Annotated in this window: 18 protein-coding genes; 8 read left to right on the top strand and 10 right to left on the bottom strand. The window is 66.5% G+C overall.

The features are described from left to right. Window positions 1–42 precede the first annotated feature (42 nt). Window positions 43–1695, top strand: coding sequence for a M28 family peptidase (locus ACW177_RS11875; protein ID WP_492025900.1), 1653 nt, complete (start codon window positions 43–45; stop codon window positions 1693–1695). A 62-nt stretch (window positions 1696–1757) separates the two neighbouring features. Next, window positions 1758–2297: a hypothetical protein gene (locus ACW177_RS11870; RefSeq protein ID WP_492025899.1), complete on the top strand. Its 540-nt coding sequence runs from the start codon at window positions 1758–1760 to the stop codon at window positions 2295–2297. On the opposite strand, the gene ychF is transcribed toward ACW177_RS11870, so the two are convergent. The 8 genes from ychF to ACW177_RS11830 all read right to left on the bottom strand — a co-directional run bounded on the left by ychF (window position 2290) and on the right by ACW177_RS11830 (window position 11633). Next, window positions 2290–3384: a redox-regulated ATPase YchF gene (ychF, locus tag ACW177_RS11865; RefSeq protein WP_492025898.1), complete on the bottom strand. Its 1095-nt coding sequence runs from the start codon at window positions 3382–3384 to the stop codon at window positions 2290–2292. The two genes, ACW177_RS11870 and ychF, sit on opposite strands and share 8 nt — an antisense overlap. 70 nt (window positions 3385–3454) lie before the next feature. Continuing rightward, window positions 3455–3937, bottom strand: coding sequence for a copper chaperone PCu(A)C (locus ACW177_RS11860; RefSeq protein WP_492025897.1), 483 nt, complete (start codon window positions 3935–3937; stop codon window positions 3455–3457). Between the two features lie 13 nt (window positions 3938–3950). Beyond that, window positions 3951–5306 (bottom strand): PepSY-associated TM helix domain-containing protein, encoded by a 1356-nt coding sequence (locus ACW177_RS11855; protein ID WP_492025896.1) that lies wholly within the window; start codon window positions 5304–5306, stop codon window positions 3951–3953. After that, window positions 5306–7384, bottom strand: coding sequence for a TonB-dependent receptor family protein (locus ACW177_RS11850; protein ID WP_492025895.1), 2079 nt, complete (start codon window positions 7382–7384; stop codon window positions 5306–5308). The genes ACW177_RS11855 and ACW177_RS11850 overlap by 1 nt, the downstream gene beginning before the upstream one ends. Before the next feature lie 66 nt (window positions 7385–7450). Beyond that, window positions 7451–7837, bottom strand: coding sequence for a DUF2946 family protein (locus ACW177_RS11845; RefSeq protein ID WP_492025894.1), 387 nt, complete (start codon window positions 7835–7837; stop codon window positions 7451–7453). A gap of 37 nt (window positions 7838–7874) precedes the next feature. After that, window positions 7875–8495: an aminoacyl-tRNA hydrolase gene (gene pth / locus ACW177_RS11840; RefSeq protein ID WP_492025893.1), complete on the bottom strand. Its 621-nt coding sequence runs from the start codon at window positions 8493–8495 to the stop codon at window positions 7875–7877. Window positions 8496–8588: 93 nt separating this feature from the next. After that, window positions 8589–9203 carry a 50S ribosomal protein L25/general stress protein Ctc gene (locus ACW177_RS11835; protein ID WP_492025892.1) on the bottom strand — a complete coding sequence of 205 codons (615 nt, stop codon included), beginning with the start codon at window positions 9201–9203 and terminating at the stop codon, window positions 8589–8591. Window positions 9204–9347: 144 nt separating this feature from the next. After that, window positions 9348–11633: an ATP-binding protein gene (locus ACW177_RS11830; protein WP_492025891.1), complete on the bottom strand. Its 2286-nt coding sequence runs from the start codon at window positions 11631–11633 to the stop codon at window positions 9348–9350. A gap of 154 nt (window positions 11634–11787) precedes the next feature. Between ACW177_RS11830 and ACW177_RS11825 the strand changes: the two genes are divergently transcribed. From ACW177_RS11825 to phoB, 6 genes are all read left to right on the top strand, one after another. After that, window positions 11788–13203, top strand: a complete 1416-nt coding sequence (locus ACW177_RS11825) for a sensor histidine kinase (protein WP_492025890.1) — start codon at window positions 11788–11790, stop codon at window positions 13201–13203. Window positions 13204–13343: 140 nt separating this feature from the next. Beyond that, on the top strand, window positions 13344–14774 hold the full coding sequence (pstC, locus tag ACW177_RS11820) for a phosphate ABC transporter permease subunit PstC (protein WP_492025889.1): 1431 nt from the start codon (window positions 13344–13346) through the stop codon (window positions 14772–14774). Then, window positions 14767–16071 carry a phosphate ABC transporter permease PstA gene (gene pstA, locus ACW177_RS11815; RefSeq protein WP_492025888.1) on the top strand — a complete coding sequence of 435 codons (1305 nt, stop codon included), beginning with the start codon at window positions 14767–14769 and terminating at the stop codon, window positions 16069–16071. The genes pstC and pstA overlap by 8 nt, the downstream gene beginning before the upstream one ends. Before the next feature lie 4 nt (window positions 16072–16075). Then, on the top strand, window positions 16076–17026 hold the full coding sequence (gene pstB, locus ACW177_RS11810) for a phosphate ABC transporter ATP-binding protein PstB (RefSeq protein ID WP_492025887.1): 951 nt from the start codon (window positions 16076–16078) through the stop codon (window positions 17024–17026). Further along, entirely contained in the window at window positions 17026–17757 is a 732-nt protein-coding gene (gene phoU, locus ACW177_RS11805; RefSeq protein WP_492025886.1) for a phosphate signaling complex protein PhoU, read from the top strand. The genes pstB and phoU overlap by 1 nt, the downstream gene beginning before the upstream one ends. Before the next feature lie 20 nt (window positions 17758–17777). Continuing rightward, entirely contained in the window at window positions 17778–18467 is a 690-nt protein-coding gene (gene phoB, locus ACW177_RS11800) for a phosphate regulon transcriptional regulator PhoB (RefSeq protein WP_271163955.1), read from the top strand. On the opposite strand, the gene ACW177_RS11795 is transcribed toward phoB, so the two are convergent. Both ACW177_RS11795 and ACW177_RS11790 read right to left on the bottom strand, forming a co-directional pair. Continuing rightward, window positions 18443–18757 (bottom strand): type II toxin-antitoxin system RelE/ParE family toxin, encoded by a 315-nt coding sequence (locus tag ACW177_RS11795; protein WP_492028114.1) that lies wholly within the window; start codon window positions 18755–18757, stop codon window positions 18443–18445. The genes phoB and ACW177_RS11795 overlap by 25 nt on opposite strands. Before the next feature lie 11 nt (window positions 18758–18768). Next, window positions 18769–19050, bottom strand: coding sequence for a hypothetical protein (locus ACW177_RS11790; RefSeq protein ID WP_492025885.1), 282 nt, complete (start codon window positions 19048–19050; stop codon window positions 18769–18771). Window positions 19051–19086 lie beyond the last annotated feature (36 nt).

Genomic DNA, 19086 nt, shown 5'->3' with positions numbered 1-19086 from the left:
CGCGCCCGGTGCGGCTTCTATCCTTTCCTTAGAGCCCTTCCCATGATCCTTCGCCGTTCCCCCTTCATCGCCCTGGCGGCGCTGGCTCTGGCCGCCTGCGCCGGCGCCCCGGTCGATACGACCCCCGCCCGGTTGGACGCCTTTGCTACGGCTTCTGCGGCGACGCCCCTGTTCAGCGCCCAGCGCCTGTCCGACCACATCAAATACCTGGCCTCTGATGAGTTGGAGGGACGGTTTCCGGGCTTGATCGGCGAGCAACTGACCCTGGCCTATTTGCAGCGTCAGTATGAGGCCATCGGACTGGAGCCGGGCGGACGGGACGGTTCCTGGCTTCAGCCGGTCGATCTGGTGCGGTTTACGCCTGAGCGCGCGCCGACGGCCGCCTGGACCGGCGCCGACGGCGTCAGCCATGTCCTGACGTCGGGCGCGGACATCACCCTGCGCGCCGGACCGGCCGACCCGGTGGTCAAGATCGACGGCGCACCTCTGGTCTTCGCCGGCTATGGGATCGTGGCGCCAGAGCGGGGATGGGACGACTATGGCGACGCCGATCTGACGGGCAAGGTGGTGGTGATCCTGCGCGCCCAGCCCGACGCCATGGGGACCGATCCGAACTTCTATGGCTCGGGCACGCACAAGACCCAGGAGGCGCTGAAGCGCGGTGCGGTCGGGGTGATCAACCTTCAGGACAACGACGGCCGCTGGCGCCGCGCCGTTGGCGGCGCGACGCGGCCGCAGATGACGGTCAAGGGCGCCCAAGACGCCCGGTTCACAGGCTCTATCAGCCCGGCGACGGGAACGGCGATCGGAGGCGAGGTTCTGACCGAGGCCCTGGCTCGCGCCAAGGTCGGCGGTTTGGGCGGAGTGGTGGATCTGGGCGCGCGGCTGGATGTCGATATCGCCGAGACGACCGAGGTCATCCCCTCGAACAATCTGCTGGCGAAGATTCCGGGTACGACCCGGCCTGACGAGTATGTGGTCTATTCCGCCCACTGGGATCACGTCGGCAAGGCCAAGGAGCCGAACGCCGAGGGCGACGACATCTTCAACGGCGCCTGGGACAATGCTTCCGGCACGTCGGCCCTGATCGAAATGGCGCGCGCCTTCAAGGCGGGCCCGGCGCCGGAACGGACCGTGGTCTTCCTACACGTCACGGCCGAGGAACAAGGGCTGTTGGGCTCAGAGGCCTATGCCGCCGATCCGATCTATCCGTTGGCCAAGACGGCTGCCGACATCAATATCGACATGCTGCCCTTCACGCCCGCGACGCGGGACGTGGCGGTGTTCGGCGTCGGCAAGTCGGAGTTGGAGGATATCCTGGGTCGGTTCGCCGTTGTGCAGGGCCGTGCTGTGACCGGCGACGGCTATCCGCAAGAAGGCTTCTATTACCGCTCGGACCATTTCAACTTTGCGGCGGGCGGGGTGCCGGCCCTGATGCCGTGGAGCGGTCGCGATTTCGTCGAGGGCGGTATGGAGGCGGGCACGCCCTATTATGAAGCCCAGATGGGCCGCTATTATCACAAGCTGACGGACGAATGGCGGGCCGACTACGACTTTACGGCGGCGCTACAGAACCTGGACCTGCTGTATCGGCTGGGGCTGACGGTGGCCGACAGCGAGACCTGGCCCGCGTGGAAGCCGACGGCCGAGTTCAACGCCATTCGCAACGTGACGGCGGCCGAACGGCGGCAGTGACTTCCATCGACGGGGGCGGGGGAGCGATTGAACCTTGACCTTGGTCGCCGCGTTCCAGGGCGATGAAATCCGCTTCGCTGTCCGGGCTCGCCGTCGCCGCCCTTGTTCTGAGCGCCTGTGGCGACCATCAGGTCAATCCACCGGATCAACCGGCCGCGCCGTTGCGGACCGCTGAGGCGATGCAGGCGGTGGAGCCGCCTGGACCGTCGTCCCTGGCCTCGCGGGGACCGCGCAGCTTCGTGGGGGTATGGGCGGTCGATCCAGAATGGTGCGCGCGTCCGCAGGGCGATCGTCAGCCGATCACCATCACGCCCTTGCGGTTCGACGGCTATGAGAACCGCTGCGACATCGCCCGCATCGACGAGATGCAGAACGGCTATGTGGCGACCCTGACCTGTCAGGCCGAAGGCCAGACCGTCACGGAGCGGGCGCACATGGCCGCCAGCGGCGATGTCATGACCTTGACCTATCTGGATCGGGACATGACGACGGTGAAACTGGCGCGCTGCCCCGGCTCGCCGCGCGCGCCGGATCCGGCCAATCCGCTGGAGAAGATGATGAAGCCGGAAGGGGCGGAGACCCCTTCGCCGGACCCTAGTTGAACAGGAAGTTCATCACGTCGCCGTCCTTGACGACATAGGTCTTGCCTTCGGCGCGCAGCTTGCCCGCCTCGCGTGCCTTGGCCTCGCCGCGCAGGGCGACGAAGTCGTCGAAGGCGATGGTCTCGGCGCGGATGAAGCCCTTTTCGAAGTCGGTGTGGATGACGCCCGCCGCTTGGGGCGCGGTGTCGCCGACGTTGATGGTCCAGGCGCGGGCTTCCTTGGGGCCGACGGTGAAATAGGTCTGAAGCCCCAGCAGCTTGTAGGCCTCGCGGATCAGGCGGTTCAGGCCGGGCTCTTCCAGACCCAGGGTCTCGAGGAACTCCTTCTGCTCCTCGTCGTCCAGGACGGCGATCTCGGACTCGATCTGGGCCGAGATGACGACCGAGTTGGCGTTGTCCGTGGCGGCGCGGGCGGCGACCTTGTCCGACAGCTCATTGCCCTTGTCGGCCGAGCCTTCCTCGACGTTGGCGACGTACAGGGCGGGCAGGGCGGTCAGCAGTTGCAGCATGTGCCAGGCCTTGGCGTCTTCCTTGGACACTTCGGCGGTGCGGGCAGGCTTGCCGGCGTTCAACTGGGCCAGGGCCAGATCGACCAGTTTCAGCGTCAGGCCGGAGTCCTTGTCGCCGCCCTTGGCGCGCTTCTCCAGCTGGGGCCGGCGGCGTTCCAGGCTTTCCATGTCGGCCAGCATCAGCTCGGTCTCGATGATCTCCAGATCGGCGATCGGATCAATGCGGTTCTCGACGTGGGTGACGTCGTCATCGACGAAGCAGCGGGCGACGAAGGCCACGGCGTCGCAGTCGCGGATATTGGCCAGGAACTGGTTGCCCAGGCCCTCGCCCTTGGACGCGCCGCGCACCAGGCCAGCGACATCGACGAAAGTGATGCGGGCGGGGATGATTTCCTTGGACCCGGCGACCTCGGCCAGGGCGTTCAGACGCGGCTCCGGCACCGCCACGTCGCCGGTGTTCGGCTCGATGGTGCAGAACGGATAGTTGGCGGCCTGGGCCGCCGCCGTCTTGGTCAGGGCGTTGAACAGGGTGGACTTGCCGACGTTGGGCAGGCCGACGATCGCGACTTTCAGGGCCATGGTATTCCTCGTGAGGCGCGAGCCTTTAGCGGGTTCCGACCCGTTTGTCAGGCTCGCGCTTCAAAAGGCGTCAGTGGGCGCTGTGGTCCATGCCCGCCATGGCCGGCTGGCGCACCGCCGCCTGCACCGTCACCTCGGGCGCCGAGGCGAATTTCAGGGTGATGGGCACGGTCTCGCCGGCCGCCAGGGGCGCGGTCAGGCCGATCAGCATCAGGTGATTGCCGCCGGGCGCCAGGGCGACCGACTGACCGGCGGGAAGCGGCAGGCCCTCGGTCAGTTGGGCCATCTTCATCATGCCGTTCTCGGTCTTCATCTCATGGACCTGAAGCTCGCCGGCGCGGGGGCTGGAACCGCCGGTCAGCCGGTCGTCGGTCGCGGCGGTCAGGGTGACGTAGCAGCCCCCGGCCTTGGCGCCGTTGGGCGAAGGGCGGCACCAGGCGTCGGCGGCGGTCACGGCCGCCGTGGCGTCAGCAGCAGGGGCCGGTTTGTCCGCCGGCGGGTTGCAAGCCGTCAGTGCAAGGGCGGCGACGGCGAGGGACAGATGGGTCTTCATGGCGTCGGTTCTTTCAGGAAACGGCGGGACGGCGCCGGATCATCGGCCGCACGGCTCGATCGAGCAATACGGCGAAGACCAGGCTCAGGCCCGTCAGGGGATAGAGGAGGGCGAGGGGCAGGACGATGCCCAGGACGGCGGCGCGGACGCGCGGTCCCGGTGGTGCGGGCGGGCCGCCCAGGCGCAGGCGCGACAGGTTCGGCGGGCGGCGCTTCCACCACATAATCAGGCCGCTGATCGCCAGCAGCCAGACGCCGATACAGCCCAGCAGCATGATGATGCGGTTCACCTGTCCAAACTGGGTGCCTTGGTGGGTGTAGATGCCCCATTCGATGGCCTTGGCGCCGGCGCCGAACCGGTCGTAGCCGAGGTCGGCCAGCAGGCGCCCCGAGGCGGCGTCGATGTACAGGGACCGGCTGTCCTGAACCCGGCGGGCCTGGGTCGTGATCGTATAGGCCGTGCCGCCGGCGGCGGGGATGTTGACGGCGTAGGGTCGGGCCAGGCCCGCGTCGTCGGCGGCCTTCAGCACCCGATCCAGCGCGCCGTGGCCCGCGTGGTCGTGGGTCATAACCATTCCGTCCATGGCCCAACCGGCGCCGATGGGCTGGTCATGGTGTTCGGCGCGCTGCCAGGCCCCCGCGACGGGCGCCGGGGGGCGGCCCAGACCGCTGGACTTGACCGCGTCCATGACCGTGTCGCCCCAGAAGGCCGACCAGGGCATTCCGGTGACCGCCAGGAACAGCACGACCCCGCCGACATAGACGCCGGTCAGGGCGTGCAGGTCGCGCCAGAAGGGACGACTACGGGTGTCGGTCGTCCGGAGCGAGACGGTCGCGACGGCCCGTCCACGCGGCCACCACAGATAAAGGCCCGTGGCGAACAGGATGATGGTCCAGCCCGCCACGATCTCGACCAGGATGTTGAACGGCCGGCCCAGCAGGGTCAGGCTGTGGGTCTTCTTGACCAGTTCCATGAAGCCGCCGGCGGGAATGACGCCGGTCGCGCGGCCTGTGCGCGGATCGACGAAGACCGTCTTCTGCACCCCGTCGGGCCGATCCACGCGCAGGCGGACGGCCTGGTCCGGCCGGGCGGGCAGGACCAGATTGGCGACCCGACCGCCGCCGGCGGCCTGGGCCGCCGACGCCACCCAGGTGTCCGGCGCGGTCTGGGTTTGGGCCACCGGCACGCGGATCATGTCGCGATAGAGGGCGCCGTCGATCTCGTCCTTGAACAGATACAGACCGCCCGTCAGGGCCAGCAGCATCAGCACGGGCATGACGAAGACGCCGGCGTAGAAATGCCAGCGCCAGACGGCCCGGTAGGCGCCGGACAGATCGTCCGGCGCCTGGGTTGCGGCCTTACCGGCCATCAGTAGCTCATCCTCACGCCGACATAGGCCGAGCGGCCTTCGCCGGGGAAGAAGACGGCAGTGGAGATGCTGGGCAGACTGGCGTTGGTCACGGCGCTGAAGTTCGAGATATAGGCTTCGTCGAACAGGTTGCGCACGTCGGCGAAGACCGTCAGGCCGCGCCGCACGGTCCAGCCCATGTTCAGGTTCGCCACCGTATAGGCGGGCGACTTCAGCGTATTGGCGTAATCAACCCAGGAATCCGCCATCGACCACTCCACGCTGGGCGCCAAGAACCAGCCGGCCGGGTGATCATACCGCAGCTCGGCCCGATACAGATGCGGCGGCACGACCGGCAGGTCGTTGTCGCCGTACTTGCTGTCTCCGTCGAAGAAGAAGTCCGAGAAGGCGTAGGTCTGACGTAGGCGCCACTGAGGCGCGATCCGCCAGTCGAGTCCAGCCTCGATGCCCTGGTGCACGGTCTGGTCGGCATTGAAGGTGGCGGTGGTGCCTTGGGTGGCGTTTACGACGTAGTTCAGCAACTCGTGGTCCAGGTTGGCGCGGTAGGCGGTGACGTCCCAGGTCACCGGGCCGCGACGACCGCGCGTGCCGACTTCCCAGGTCACGGCTTCCTGCGAGACCAGGGGCAGATAGCCGCTGGCGGTCGGCGACAGGGCCGAGAAGTTGGGCGGCTCGACCGAGCGGGTGACATTGGCGAAGACCTGATCGCCTTCCTCGCTTTCCCACAACAGGCCGGCGCGGGGCGCGAACCAATCGAAGGTCTTGTCGACGGTCAGATCGATCGTGCCGGCGACGCCGGGGACCACATAGCTTTGATAGTCGCGTTCGGCGCGGCCCCAGGTGCCCCCGGCGACCAGGGCCAGGCGGTCGGTGACGAACAGCCGGCCTTCGCTGAAGACGTCCAGCCCCTTGCCGTTCTGGAAGCTGCGGGAACGCAGGCCGTTCTGCTGGCCGGCCAGATTGCCCCACTGTTTGGCGTCCAGGTCGCCCTGACGGTACCAGGCGCCATAGAAGGCGTCGGCGCGCATGCCAAAGACCTGACCCTGCCAGTCGAACCGACCGAAGGCGCCATAGTTGCGGCTTTCCTGGTCGATGACCTGGAAGATGGGGTGGTCCAGATCCTTCCAGGTTCCATAGACGGCGCCTTCGAACACGGTGGACTCGTCCAGCCGCCAGCGGGTCTGCACCGTCGTGCGGATCGATTGCATATTGCGCTGGTAGTTCAGTGTGACGTTGCTCGGCGTCGCCGTCTGGGGCTTGGTCAGGGCGTCGGACCGGCTGAGGCTGCCGGGGATTTCCTGATGGACGTCGCCGCCCGAGATCAGCAGGCGAACCTCGCGGTCCTGACCGAAGCTGCGGCCGATGTTGGCGGACAGGTGCAGGGACTTACCCTCGCTCTGCTGACGCCAGCCGTCCACGCTCTGGCCGGTGACGGCGGCGAAGCCGTCCCAGTCGCCGCGAACGCCGGCGACCTCGGCATGGGCGCGCACCGTGCCATAGGAGCCGCCGTCCAGACGCAGGCTCAGGTTCGACGCAGCCGTGCGCCCGGTCGGGGTGACCAGATTGACCGCTCCGCCCAGCAGGGCGCCGCCGAAACGAAGCGCGTTGCCGCCCTTGTAGACCTCGGTATAGCGGGCGATCAGCGGGTCGATCAGCTGGAAGTCGCCGAAGCCGTCGGCCTCGTTGAAGGGAACGCCGTCCTGGGCCAGCAGGGTTCCACGGTTATGGCTGGAGTTGCCGATTCCCGAGCCCCGGATCGACAGACGGATGTCGCCGCCCCACTTCTTTTGGGCATAGACGCCGGGGGCGTCGCGCAGGACGTCGGCGAGGTTGGGCGCATAGCGATCGGCGTAGGATTCGGCCGAGACGACGGCGACCGCGCCGGGCGTACGGGCCAGACGTTCCCGCGCCTCGGCGACGACGGCGGGGTCATCGGCGTTGCGGCGGGCGGTGACGATGACGGTGTCGAGGACGGCGGGCTCGGACGCCTGTTGGGCCAGGGCGGGGCTCGCCCATCCGCCGTTGGACAGGGCGGCGAGCAGCAGGGCGCAGGGCGCCACGGTGGTCTTGAGAGACATGATGATCCTGAAGTCAGAACGATAAGGGCGCGCGGGCGGTGGGCCGGCGCGGGCTTTGGGTCTGGTTCAGGCGTGGGGTGGTGCGGTGGACGGCGGGCGCGGCGGGGCGCGGGCTGGCGGCGGCGGGCTGACGCGGGCGGGCGAATAGATGACGGTCTCGACCGTGCGGATGACCGGCGCGGGTTCGGGCGCGGGCGGCGCGGGCAGGGCGGCGGCCAGGGGCACGACGCAGGCGGCGCATTTGGCGCCCAGATGCTTGTTGACCGGGCCGTCCATCCCGCCGGACTGGATGGTCTGGGGGCCTTCGGCGGAACAGATGACCAGAGGCTGTCCCGGTTGCACCGCCGCCAGGGCCGCGAAGGGCAGCAGGGTTCCCAGCACGAGTGCGAACACCGCCGCCAGGAAGGCGAGCGACTTCGATGTCGACCAATTGTCGGCGTCGGAACGGTTCACGTCTCGCCTCTACGGCGTTTCGCCAAGGGCGTACAGGCTACAGTTCGCCGCGCGCCGCCTGGCGGGGGCTGAACTTGGGCGCTGGGGCCAGGCGCATGACCTCGCCCTGATAGCGCTCGTCGTCGCCGGCGGCGGCGAAGGGCAGGGCGTCGGCGCAGGCCTGGAGCAGGGCGTCCAGCCAGGGCTGCTCGGCCTTGTGGAAGTCGCCCAGGACATGGGGCATGACCAGCTCCTTCTCGCCGGGATGGCCGATGCCCATGCGGGCGCGGCGGAAGTCGGCGCCCAGATGGCTGATCAGCGAGCGGACGCCGTTCTGGCCCGCAGCGCCGCCGCCCGTCTTCATGCGGAACCGGCCGGGCGCCAGATCGATCTCATCGTGGAAGACGATGATCTCGGACGGCTTGATCTTGTAGAAGCGCGCGGCCTCGCCGACCGCCCGGCCGCTCTCGTTCATATAGGTCTGAGGCTTCATCAGCAGGACCTTGACCGGCCCGTTCGCCGTCTCGACCTGACCCTCGCTGACGATCGACTGGAACTTAGCCCGTTCGGGACCGAACCGCCAGCGCCGCGCGATCTCATCGGCGGCCATGAAGCCGATGTTGTGGCGGTTCTTCTCGTATTTGGCGCCCGGATTGCCCAGGCCGGCGATGATGATCATGGCGTCCTCATGCCGTGTGTGTCGCGCAAAGAAAAGCCCCGCCGCGGCGAGCCGGGCGGGGCCTGATCTTGTCGATGCGACGAAGGCTTAGGCTTAGGCTTCGGTCGGCTCGGCGGCGGCTTCGTCGGCGGCGGCCGACAGGGCTGCGGAGGAGACCTTGACGGTGGCGATCACGAAGTCGCGGTCGGTGATGGTCGGCTCGACGCCCTTGGGCAGTTCGATGTCCGAGAAGCGGATGGTGTCGCCCATCTGAGCCTTGGCCAGGTCGACGACCAGTTCTTCCGGAATGCTGTCGGCCTTGACCAGGATTTCGACCGCGTGGCGGACGACTTCCAGCGAGCCGCCTTGGCGGGCGAACGGCGCTTCGTCGGCGTTCTTGAAGTGAACCGGCACTTCGATCTTGACCGGGGCGTGCTCATCGACGCGCATCAGGTCGAAGTGCAGGGGGCGGTCCGACACGGGGTCGAACTGCACGTCCTTGGCGATGACCGGCTGGGTCTCTTCGCCGTACTTCAGCGTGACCAGGTGGCCCAGCAGCTTGCCGGTGTAGAGCGACTTGCGGAAGTCCTTCTCGTTCACCGAAATGGAGACGGGGGCCTTGTCGCCGCCGTACAGGACGCCCGGCACGAAACCGGCGCGACGGGCGGCGCGGGCGCCACCGGTGCCGACGCCATCGCGGACGTCCACGTTCAGAATGATCTCGGCCATCTGGCTCGCCTCAACAACAACGGAAACACCGCGCCAACCCTGGGCCCGCGCGGCGGGGGTCATGAACCCTCGAATTCAAGAGCGCGGGCTATTACACGCATCATGACGGATGTGCAACCGCCATGGACGAAATCCCGTGCGAGATCAGGCCGCCTTGACCGCTCCGCCCAGGAGGGCGCCGGGATCGGCGACGATGGTCAGCAACTCGGCGGCGTCGAACGGTTTGGCCAGATGATGATCGGCGCCTGCGGCTCGTCCGGCCGCGACGTGTTCGGGCATGGCGTTGGCGGTCAGCATCACGATCGGCACGCGCGTCTCGCCCATTGTCGCCTCGTGCAGGCGAATCTCGCGCGTCGCGGTCAGCCCGTCCATTACCGGCATCTGCATGTCCATCAGCACCAGGTCGAAGTCCTGGGTCCGGAAGGCCTCGACGGCCTCGGCCCCGTTCTCCACCGTGAAGATGTCGGTAGGGGTCTGAGCGAGGATCAGTTCGATGACGCGGCGATTGGTCGGATGGTCGTCGGCGACCAGGACCCGGACCATGCCTCGACCCTCGCTCGGTCCGTTCGCGGCTTTCGGCTCGCTTTGCACCGGCCTGTCACAGACGACCATCGGAAGGGTCAGCATGAAGGCCGATCCGCCGCCGGGTTCGCTTTCGCAGTCCAGGTCGCCGCCCATCATCTCGGCCAGTTGCCGACAGATGGATAGACCCAAGCCGGAGCCGCCGAACTTGCGTGTGATGCCGCCGTCGGCCTGTTCGAATCGGCTGAACAGGCGTTCGCGGGTCACTGAGTCGAAACCTATGCCCGTGTCCTCGACCGTAAACCTCAGGGTGTCGCCTCCGTTTGCGGCGGGGCCGCGCTGGACGGTCAGTCCCACAAAACCCTGTGACGTGAACTTCACGGCGTTGGAGATGAGATTGGTCAAGATCTGCTTCAGGCGCACCACGTCGCCTCTGATCCAGAGCCCAGCCTCGACATCGATATCGACGTAGAAGCCCAGATGCTTCTCTCGCGCATTCTCGGCATAGAGTTGCGCCGCCTCGCGGACGGCGACTTCCAGATCGAAGGCGTCCTCGGTCAGTTCGAGCTTGCCCGACTCGACTCGAGCCAGATCAAGGATGTCGCTGAGCAGGGTCTGAAGCGTCCGGCCCGAGGCCTGCATCAGGTTCAGCATCTCGCGCTGATCGCGGTTTAATTCGGTCTTTGACAGAGCTTGCGACAAACCGATCACGCCGTTCAGCGGCGTCCGGATCTCATGGCTCATGTTGGCGAGGAATTGGCTCTTGGCGATATTGGCGGCCTCTGCGGCGTCGCGTGCTTCGCGCAGGGCGTGGGCGTCGCGCTTCAGGGCCGTGATGTCGTTGCAGACCGTGACGGTGCCGCCTCCGGGCGTGCGGCGATCCTGGACCTGCAGCCATTGGTCGCCGCCGACCAACTGCTCTATGGTCGAAGAGCCCTGGCGGCGTAAGCGGATCCGTTCGGCGATCCACTCTTCCTCGCGACCGATAGCCTCGTCATACCGGCCTTCGTTGATGCCAATTTGTAGGATCTCCCTGAAGGTCATTCCGACCTTCAGGAAGGGCGCGAGCTCTGGATTCACCTCGGCGTAGCGCGCGTTCCACAACACCAAGCGGTCGTCGGCGTCATAGAAGCCCAGACCATCCGACATGGCCTCAACCGCCTCACGGATATGTCCGAGCGCGCCGGCCCGCGCCATATAGGCCATGAAGACCAGCCCGCCGCCGACGCCTATGACAGACAAGGCGACCAGGAAGACGGCCGTCCGCATGGCGTCAGGCGAAAGGCCGCTCTGTAGGTCGAGACTCGGGTCCGGCGTTACGGTGATCGCAGCCATGCCCACGAAATGCAGGAAGACGATAGAAAGTGACGCGCCCACGGCTGTCCCAGCCAGTTGGCGGAGACTGCCCCGATGAGAAAAGAAGGCAGTCGTTCCGGCGATGGCCATACTGCCGATCAGCGAGGTGAGGACAAGGCCGGGGTCCCAGGTGAGGCGCACCGGCGCCTGAAGCGCAGCCATGCCCAGATAGTGCATCGCCGCGACGCCGGAGAGGGAAATCAAAGCGGCCAGTACACGGCGCGTCCGGCCAGGGCCGCTGACAAGGACGAAAAGGGCCAGGCCGGCAGAGGCGAAGATCACGAAGATGGACGCCAGGGTTTGGGACAGGCCATAGGTCAGGTCCCCGACCCCGGCATAGCCCTGCATGGCGATGAAGTGTGTCGCCCAAATCGATAAGGCGGCGATCAGCGCCGCTGAGGTCGCAAGTCGCCGACGGCGCGCGCCGTCGGTGATCCGGGCTCGGTCGATAAAGCGAAAAGTCGACCCCATGCCTGCCAGGCACACGATGACGGCCAGCAGGGACACCCGCCAGTCGTGGTCGTTCGAGATGCAATAAAGTACCCGGTCCACGGCGCCCCCTTTCGGCGATGGACACTGGCCGAAACTCCTAAACAAACCGTGCGGCGACGCCAAAATAAAACGATGGCGTGTGTCGGCGCACCGTCACAGAATCCGTGCAAGGATTGGAATCCATCGGCTGCCCATACGGAGGCCTGCGCCGCATATGCCTTATGAATTCTCGCCTTCGCCCGTTGCGCCGATTTCGACCTCGCGTCTGTGGACCGTGGGGATCAGTATCGCGATTGCTGTCGGCGTGCTGGTGGGCCTGGCCTTCATTCACCCGCAGATCGCCAACTGGCTGCTAGGCGGCGCGGTGGTCGTGGCCATTTCGGCGTGGATTCTGAACGCGCATCCGTCATCGACCACGCCTCTGCCGGAGTCGACGAGTGCTTCGGTCGAGCGGGCGTCCGACCCCATGAAGGCGGAGTTGCTTGACCGGGTGTTCGAGACTTTGGACGATCCAGTCCTGATCATCAGCGGCGGAGAGCCCGACGACATCGCCGGTCGCCGAATCGTTATGGCCAATAGCGCAGCGCGCGATCTGCTGCGGATCCAGAGCCAGGGCGCGCTTCTGGTGCAGGTCATGCGCGAGCCCGGAGTGTTGGAAGCCGTGGACGAGGCTTTGTTCGGGAATGTGTCTCGCACCACCGACTATACGACCGGCGGGCAGAGAGATCGCCGGTGGCGCGCCTGGACCCGGCCCCTCGGGCGGGGCGAGGGCGTGGGCGCCGGCGCCTTGGCGATGGTTATTCTGCGTGACGAGACGGATGCGCGCCGGACGGAGATGATGCGGGTCGATTTCCTGGCCAACGCCAGCCATGAACTGCGGACGCCGCTCGCTTCGCTCAGCGGATTTATCGAGACGCTCAAGGGCCATGCGCGTGATGATGTCGCAGCCCGTGACCGTTTCCTGGACATCATGTCGGCCCAGGCGGACCGGATGGGGCGGCTGGTCGCGGATCTGCTGTCACTCAGCCGGATCGAACTGAACGAGCATATCCCGCCGTCCGGACGGGTGGATCTGGACCGCGCAGCATCGGACGTCGTCGATGCGGTCAGCGTGCTGACTCAGGAGAAGCAGGTCGATGTCGTGGTCGACCAGGGGGAGGCGAGGGCTTCGATCAGCGGGGACAGGGACGAAATTCTGCAAGTCGTCCAGAACCTGTTGGACAATGCCGTCAAATACTCCCCCAAGGGCGGTGCGGTGGACATCTCGGTGCGGTCCGACCTGTCATTCGATGAGGCCTGGGCGTCGCGCATGCCCGGAGCGACGCGGTTGCCGCTGGTCACGCCCGACAGGGCCGTCGGTGTCCTATACGCCGCTGTCACGGTTCGCGACCACGGGCCGGGAATGGCGCGGGAACACCTGCCGCGCCTGACCGAACGCTTTTATCGGGTCGAGGGGCAGAAGAGCGGCGAGCGTCAAGGGACAGGGCTGGGGCTGGCGATCGTCAAGCACATCATCAACCGCCACCAGGGCGGTCTGGTGGTCGAAAGCGCCCCGGGTCTGGGCACCGCTTTCACAGCCTGGTTTCCTATGGTGAACGAGCGACGCGACGCCCGTTCGGCCGCCGCTTGAGACGGCTCAGGCCGGCGCTGTTATCGAACTGTCATCAACTCGTCTTAATCCGCTGACCATTCACAGGCAGTAGTCGCGCCGCGTCGAGCCCGGATCCCCGGTCGCCTTTCGATTCGCGCCTGCCCCGCTTCGGACCCGGAATGATCTGGATTTACCTACTGATACTTGTTGCGCTCGGCGCCGCTGCCTTCTTAGGCGGTCGCGAGCTCGCGCGTCGTCGTGCGGTTGGCGCCAGTCCCCATTCGCGACCGGGTCAGCACGGCGCCTACGCCCTGATCTGGGTGGCTGCGCCCGCCTTGCTGGTTCTGATCCTTCTCAGCGTGTTTGCGACCCCGCTGGAGCGCCAGCTGACGGCTGCCGGCACGCCCGAGGCTGTTGCGGCGCTTGAACCCTTCCGTCGTGACGCCTTCTTCGCCGACGCCCATCGCGTGGGTCGGGGCGAGCCGGCCTTGCAGATCTGGGAACGCCCGCTGGCCGAGCAGTTGCCGGTCGAGGCGCGTCGCATGGTCCGCATTGAGCGCACCCTGCAATGGGGCGGCGGGCTGGCTGCGATCCTGGCTGCTGTGATCGGCGGGCTGTTCGCCTTCAGCCAGATCAAGCCGCAGACCCGCGCCCGGAACAGGGTCGAGGGCTGGGTGTATGGCGCTCTGTTCGTCTGTTCGGCCATCGCGGTCCTGACCACCCTGGGCATCATCGCCTCGCTGGCGTTCGACTCCCTGCGCTTCTTCCAGAAGGTGCCGGTATTCGAGTTCCTGTTCGGAACCCAGTGGAGCCCCCAGATCGCCATTCGCGCCGACCAGGTCGGATCGACGGGCGCTTTCGGCGCTGTGCCGTTGTTCGCCGGCACACTGCTGATCATGCTGATCGCCATGTGTGTCGCGGCGCCGATCGGCCTGCTGTCGGCCATCTATCTGTCGGAATACGCGGGACGCACCACGCGCGCCGTCATCAAGCCGCTACTCGAGATTCTCGCGGGCGTGCCCACGGTGGTCTACGGCTTCTTCGCCGCCTTGACGGTCGGGCCCATCCTGCGGGTTTTCTTCAACGAGATCGGGCTGTTCCTGATCGGCGGTCCCCTGGATGGCCTGGGCCACTATCTGGCGCTGGTTCAGAACCAGATGGCGCTGACTGCGGGCGCGGTCATGGGGATCATGCTGATCCCATTCGTCTCGTCCCTGTCCGACGATATTCTGAACGCCGTGCCTCAGTCGCTGCGTGACGGGTCGTTCGCCATGGGGGCGACCAAGTCCGAGACGGTGAAGCGGGTGCTGCTGCCCGCCGCCTTGCCGGGCATCGCCGGCGCCCTGCTGCTGGCCGTGTCGCGTGCGATCGGCGAGACCATGATCGTGACCATGGCCGCCGGCCTGGCGGCGAACCTGACCTTCAATCCGTTGGACACCGTCACCACCGTCACCGTGCAGATCGTCACCCTGCTGACCGGCGACCAGGAGTTCAACAGCGCCAAGACCCTGTCGGCCTTCGGCCTTGGCCTGACCCTATTCCTGGCGACCCTGGTGCTGAACATCGTGGCGCACCGGATCGTCCAGACCTACCGGGAACAATATGACTGACGCGACCCCCGATCAGATCGACGGCGCGGCTGCGAAGGGACGGCTGGATCGTCTGCGCGCCGGCCTGAAGCGCCGTCACGCCAAGGAAGCGCGGTTCAAGTGGTTCGGCCGGCTGGCCATCGCCGCCGCCATGCTTTTCCTCGCCGTTCTGCTGGTGCGGATCGTCGAGCAGGGCCACACCGCCTTCTACACCCACACGGTGACGGTGCCGGTCTATATGGACCCGGCCCGGATCGACCGCGCCTATCCGCAAGGCTCCAATTTCGAACAGCTCGCGGCCGAGCAGCAGTTGGCGCGCTGGGGCATTCAGGACGACGCGGCGGGCACGGCCTCCAGCGAAATGAAGGCGCTGTTCTCGTCCGAACTGAAGTTCGTCGCCGCCGATCTGGTGGCGAAGCGGTCGGACGTCATCGGCGAGACGGTCCCGCTGGCGGTTCCGCTTTCGGACGACGCGGACCTGTATCTGAAGGGCGAGATTTCCAAGGCGACGCCGCAGGATCAACGTCGCATCAACGACCGTCAGATCGCCTGGCTGGAGCGGATGCAGGCCGAGGGCGTGGTCGGATCCCACTTCAACACGGCCCTGTTCACCAACGGCGATTCGACCCAGCCTGAACTGGCCGGCGTCCTGGGCGCCGTGGTCGGTTCCGCCCTGATGCTGATGGTCACCGCCCTGATCGCCATTCCTCTGGGCGTCGGCGCCGCCATCTGGCTCGAGGAGTTCGCGCCCAAGAACAAGTTGACCGACATCATCGAGGTCAACATCAACAACCTCGCGGCCGTGCCCTCCATCGTCTACGGCCTGCTGGGGCTGGCCCTGTTCATCAACTGGATGCACCTGCCGCGCGCCAGCCCGATCGTCGGCGGTCTGGTGCTGGCCCTGATGGCTCTGCCCACCTTGGTCATCGCCACGCGCTCGGCCCTGAAGGCGGTGCCGCCGTCCATTCGCGAGGCGGCCCTGGCCATGGGCGCGTCCAAGACGCAGACGGTGTTCAGCCATGTGCTGCCGCTGGCCATGCCCGGCGTCATGACCGGCGCCATCATCTCCATGGCCCACGCCCTGGGCGAGACCGCGCCGCTGCTGCTGATCGGCATGGTCAGTTTCGTGCCGGGCGTGCCGCACGCCATCGACCAACCCGTCGGCGCCCTGCCGTCGCTGATCTATATCTGGGAGAACGCCTCAGAGCGGGCGTTCCACGAACGCACGGCTGCTGCGATCATTGTTCTGCTGGTCTTCATGATCATCATGAACGCGGCGGCCATCATCCTGAGGCGGCGCTTCGAGCGTCGGTGGTAAGAGAATGAAATTCCGTATTTTCCGCTCCGCCGAAGATCAGACCGGTTCCGGCCCTGTCGATCCCACTGAAACCTCGCGCGTGGGTGGTCAGGTTCTGCCTGAAATCACGACCTCCAAGTCAAATCCTGGGGAGGAGCCCCGCGCTTACGAAGCGTCGGACCTGCCTGGACCGACCGTGGTCGATAGTCCGCCCGTCGGGCCGATCAAGATCGCTGCGCGCGACGTCTCGGTCTTCTACGAGGGCAAGCAGGCGCTGTACGACGTCTCGCTGGATATTCCGGACAAGACCGTCACGGCCCTGATCGGACCGTCGGGTTGCGGCAAGTCGACCTTCCTGCGGACCATGAACCGCATGAACGACACGATTTCCGGCGCCAAGGTGACGGGCCGGATCGCGATGGACGGGGAGGACATCAACGATCGCTCCATCGACCCGGTGCTGCTGCGCGCCCGCGTCGGCATGGTGTTCCAACGTCCGAACCCCTTTCCGAAGTCGATCTACGAAAACGTCGCCTACGGTCCCAAGATCCACGGTCTGGTCAGCGCCAAGTCCGAGATGGACGGGGTGGTCGAAAGCGCCCTGAAGCGGGCCGGCCTGTGGGACGAGGTCGCCGACCGTCTGCAGTCGTCCGCCATGGGTCTGTCCGGCGGTCAGCAACAGCGTCTGGTCATCGCCCGCGCCATTGCCGTGAACCCGGAAGTGATCCTGATGGACGAGCCCTGCTCGGCTCTGGACCCCATCGCTACGGCGCGGATCGAGGAACTGATCGACGAACTGCGTGAGCGGTTCTGCATCGTCATCGTCACCCACTCGATGGCCCAGGCCGCGCGGGTGTCGCAGCGCACCGCCTTCTTCCACATGGGTCGTCTGGTCGAGACCGGCGACACGGAAGACATCTTCCAGAACCCGCGTGAGCGCCGCACGCTCGACTATATCACCGGAAGGTTCGGCTGATGAACCAGCACACGGTCAAGGCCTACGGTGACGAACTGAACCAGATCACGGCCGAGGTCGCCCGCATGGGCGGTCTGGCCGAGGCCCAGGTGTCGGACGCCATCGATTCCGTCGCTCGTCGCGACATCGCCCTGGCGCGCGCGGTGGTCGAGCGGGATCTGAAGCTCGACGCGCTTCATCGCGACATCGAGAAGAAGGCCATTCGCCTGATCGCCCTGCGTCAGCCGGTCGCCAGCGACCTGCGTCGCACCCTGGGCGCCATGAAGATGGCCTCTGACCTGGAACGCACCGGCGACCTGGCCAAGAACATCGCCAAGCGGGCGCTGATCCTGGCCGAGAGCGAGCCGATGCAGCCCCTGACCCGTTCGATCGAACGGATGGGACGGCTGGTCTCGACGCGGCTGCGTGACGTGCTGGACGCCTACACCGCCTCTGAACTGGATCGCGCCGTGGCGGTCTGGCAGACGGACGACGAGGTGGACGAGCACTACAACTCGCTGTTCCGCGAGCTGCTGACCTACATGATGGGCGATCCGCGCACGATCGGCGCCTGCACCCATCTGCTGTTCATGGCCAAGAATCTTGAGCGGATCGGCGATCACGCGACCAATATCGCCGAGACCGTCCATTACGAAATCACCGGCGACGACATGCTGGGCGAACGCCCGCGTGCGCAACCGGGGACGGAGGACGAAGCCTCCACGCCTAACCTGACGACCACCTCGCACTAAGCCGATACCGGAGATCTGACGTGCAGCCCTATATCCTTGTGATGGAAGACGAGGACGCGCTGGCGACCCTGCTTCAGTACAATCTTGAGAAGGAAGGCTACGACGTCACCGTCGCCGCCGACGGCGAGGAGGGCATGCTCCAGATCGACGAGCGTCAGCCTGACCTGGTGCTGCTGGACTGGATGCTGCCCAAGCTGTCGGGCATCGAGGTCTGCCGTCGCATTCGGGGCAAGGCGGAGACCCGCAACCTGCCGGTCATCATGCTGACGGCGCGGGGCGAGGAAAGCGACCGGGTCCGGGGGCTGGACACGGGCGCCGACGACTATCTGACCAAGCCGTTTTCGATGGTCGAGCTGATCGCGCGCATCCGCGCCGTGCTGCGCCGCATCCGGCCGGGCCTGGCCGACGACCGGCTGAACCACGGCGACATCATCATCGACCGCGTCTCGCACCGGGTGAAGCGTTCAGGCCAGGAAGTGCATCTGGGCCCGACCGAGTTCCGCCTGCTGGACCATTTCATGCAGCACCCGGGCCGGGTGTTCAGCCGTGAACAGTTGCTGGACGCCGTCTGGGGCTCGGACGTCTATGTCGAAGCTCGCACCGTGGACGTCCACGTCGGCCGGCTGCGCAAGGCGCTGAACATCGGCGAGAGCGCCAACCCCATCCGCACCGTCCGCTCGGCCGGCTATTCACTGGATCTGGAAGGCTGAGGGTCAGGGAATATCCCCTGCAAATCGCGGCCGCCTGACCATAGGCGGACTATCCGAACCTCTTGATCATAGATCTTGAAGGCCACGCCGACGCGGTGTTCGAACACGGCGATCCGTAGTCCGGGGTAGAGGTCCTCGCGGGCCTCGCCCCGCTGCGGAAACAGGTCGAACTGAGCGCAGAAGTTCAGCAGCCTTTGGGCGTATCGGTCTGCGGTCGTCGAGCTGGCTTGGTCGGTGATCCAATCATGGATTGATCCGAGGTCCTCGATGGCCTGCGGATCGAACGTCACCGCCCGCAACTTCACTCCGCGCGAGTCCGCGCCGATTGCCTTTTCCTCAACAGGTTCAGCACCTGTTCGGCGGGGACGCCGGGCGTGTTCTCGCGCTCGATCCGTTCCAGAGTAGGCACGACTTCGGTCCGCAGCCAGTTTTCCACGCCGGGGTCCTGACTCAGCAGGTAGGTTTCAAGGCTTTCCACCACATAGGCTTCGGCGCTTTCGGAAAAGCCCGAGGCGACCTTGGCGTCGATTTCGCGCGCGGTCTGCTCGGGCAGTTCGACGGTGATCTTGCGGGTGGCGGCCATGGGGCGATCTTCTCACGAAACCGCGCCCGCCGCCAC

The organism is Brevundimonas sp. AVps23W (genome assembly GCF_058681395.1).
Note: the sequence above shows the minus strand (reverse complement) of the source record. Positions and strands in the feature narration are given on the sequence as shown.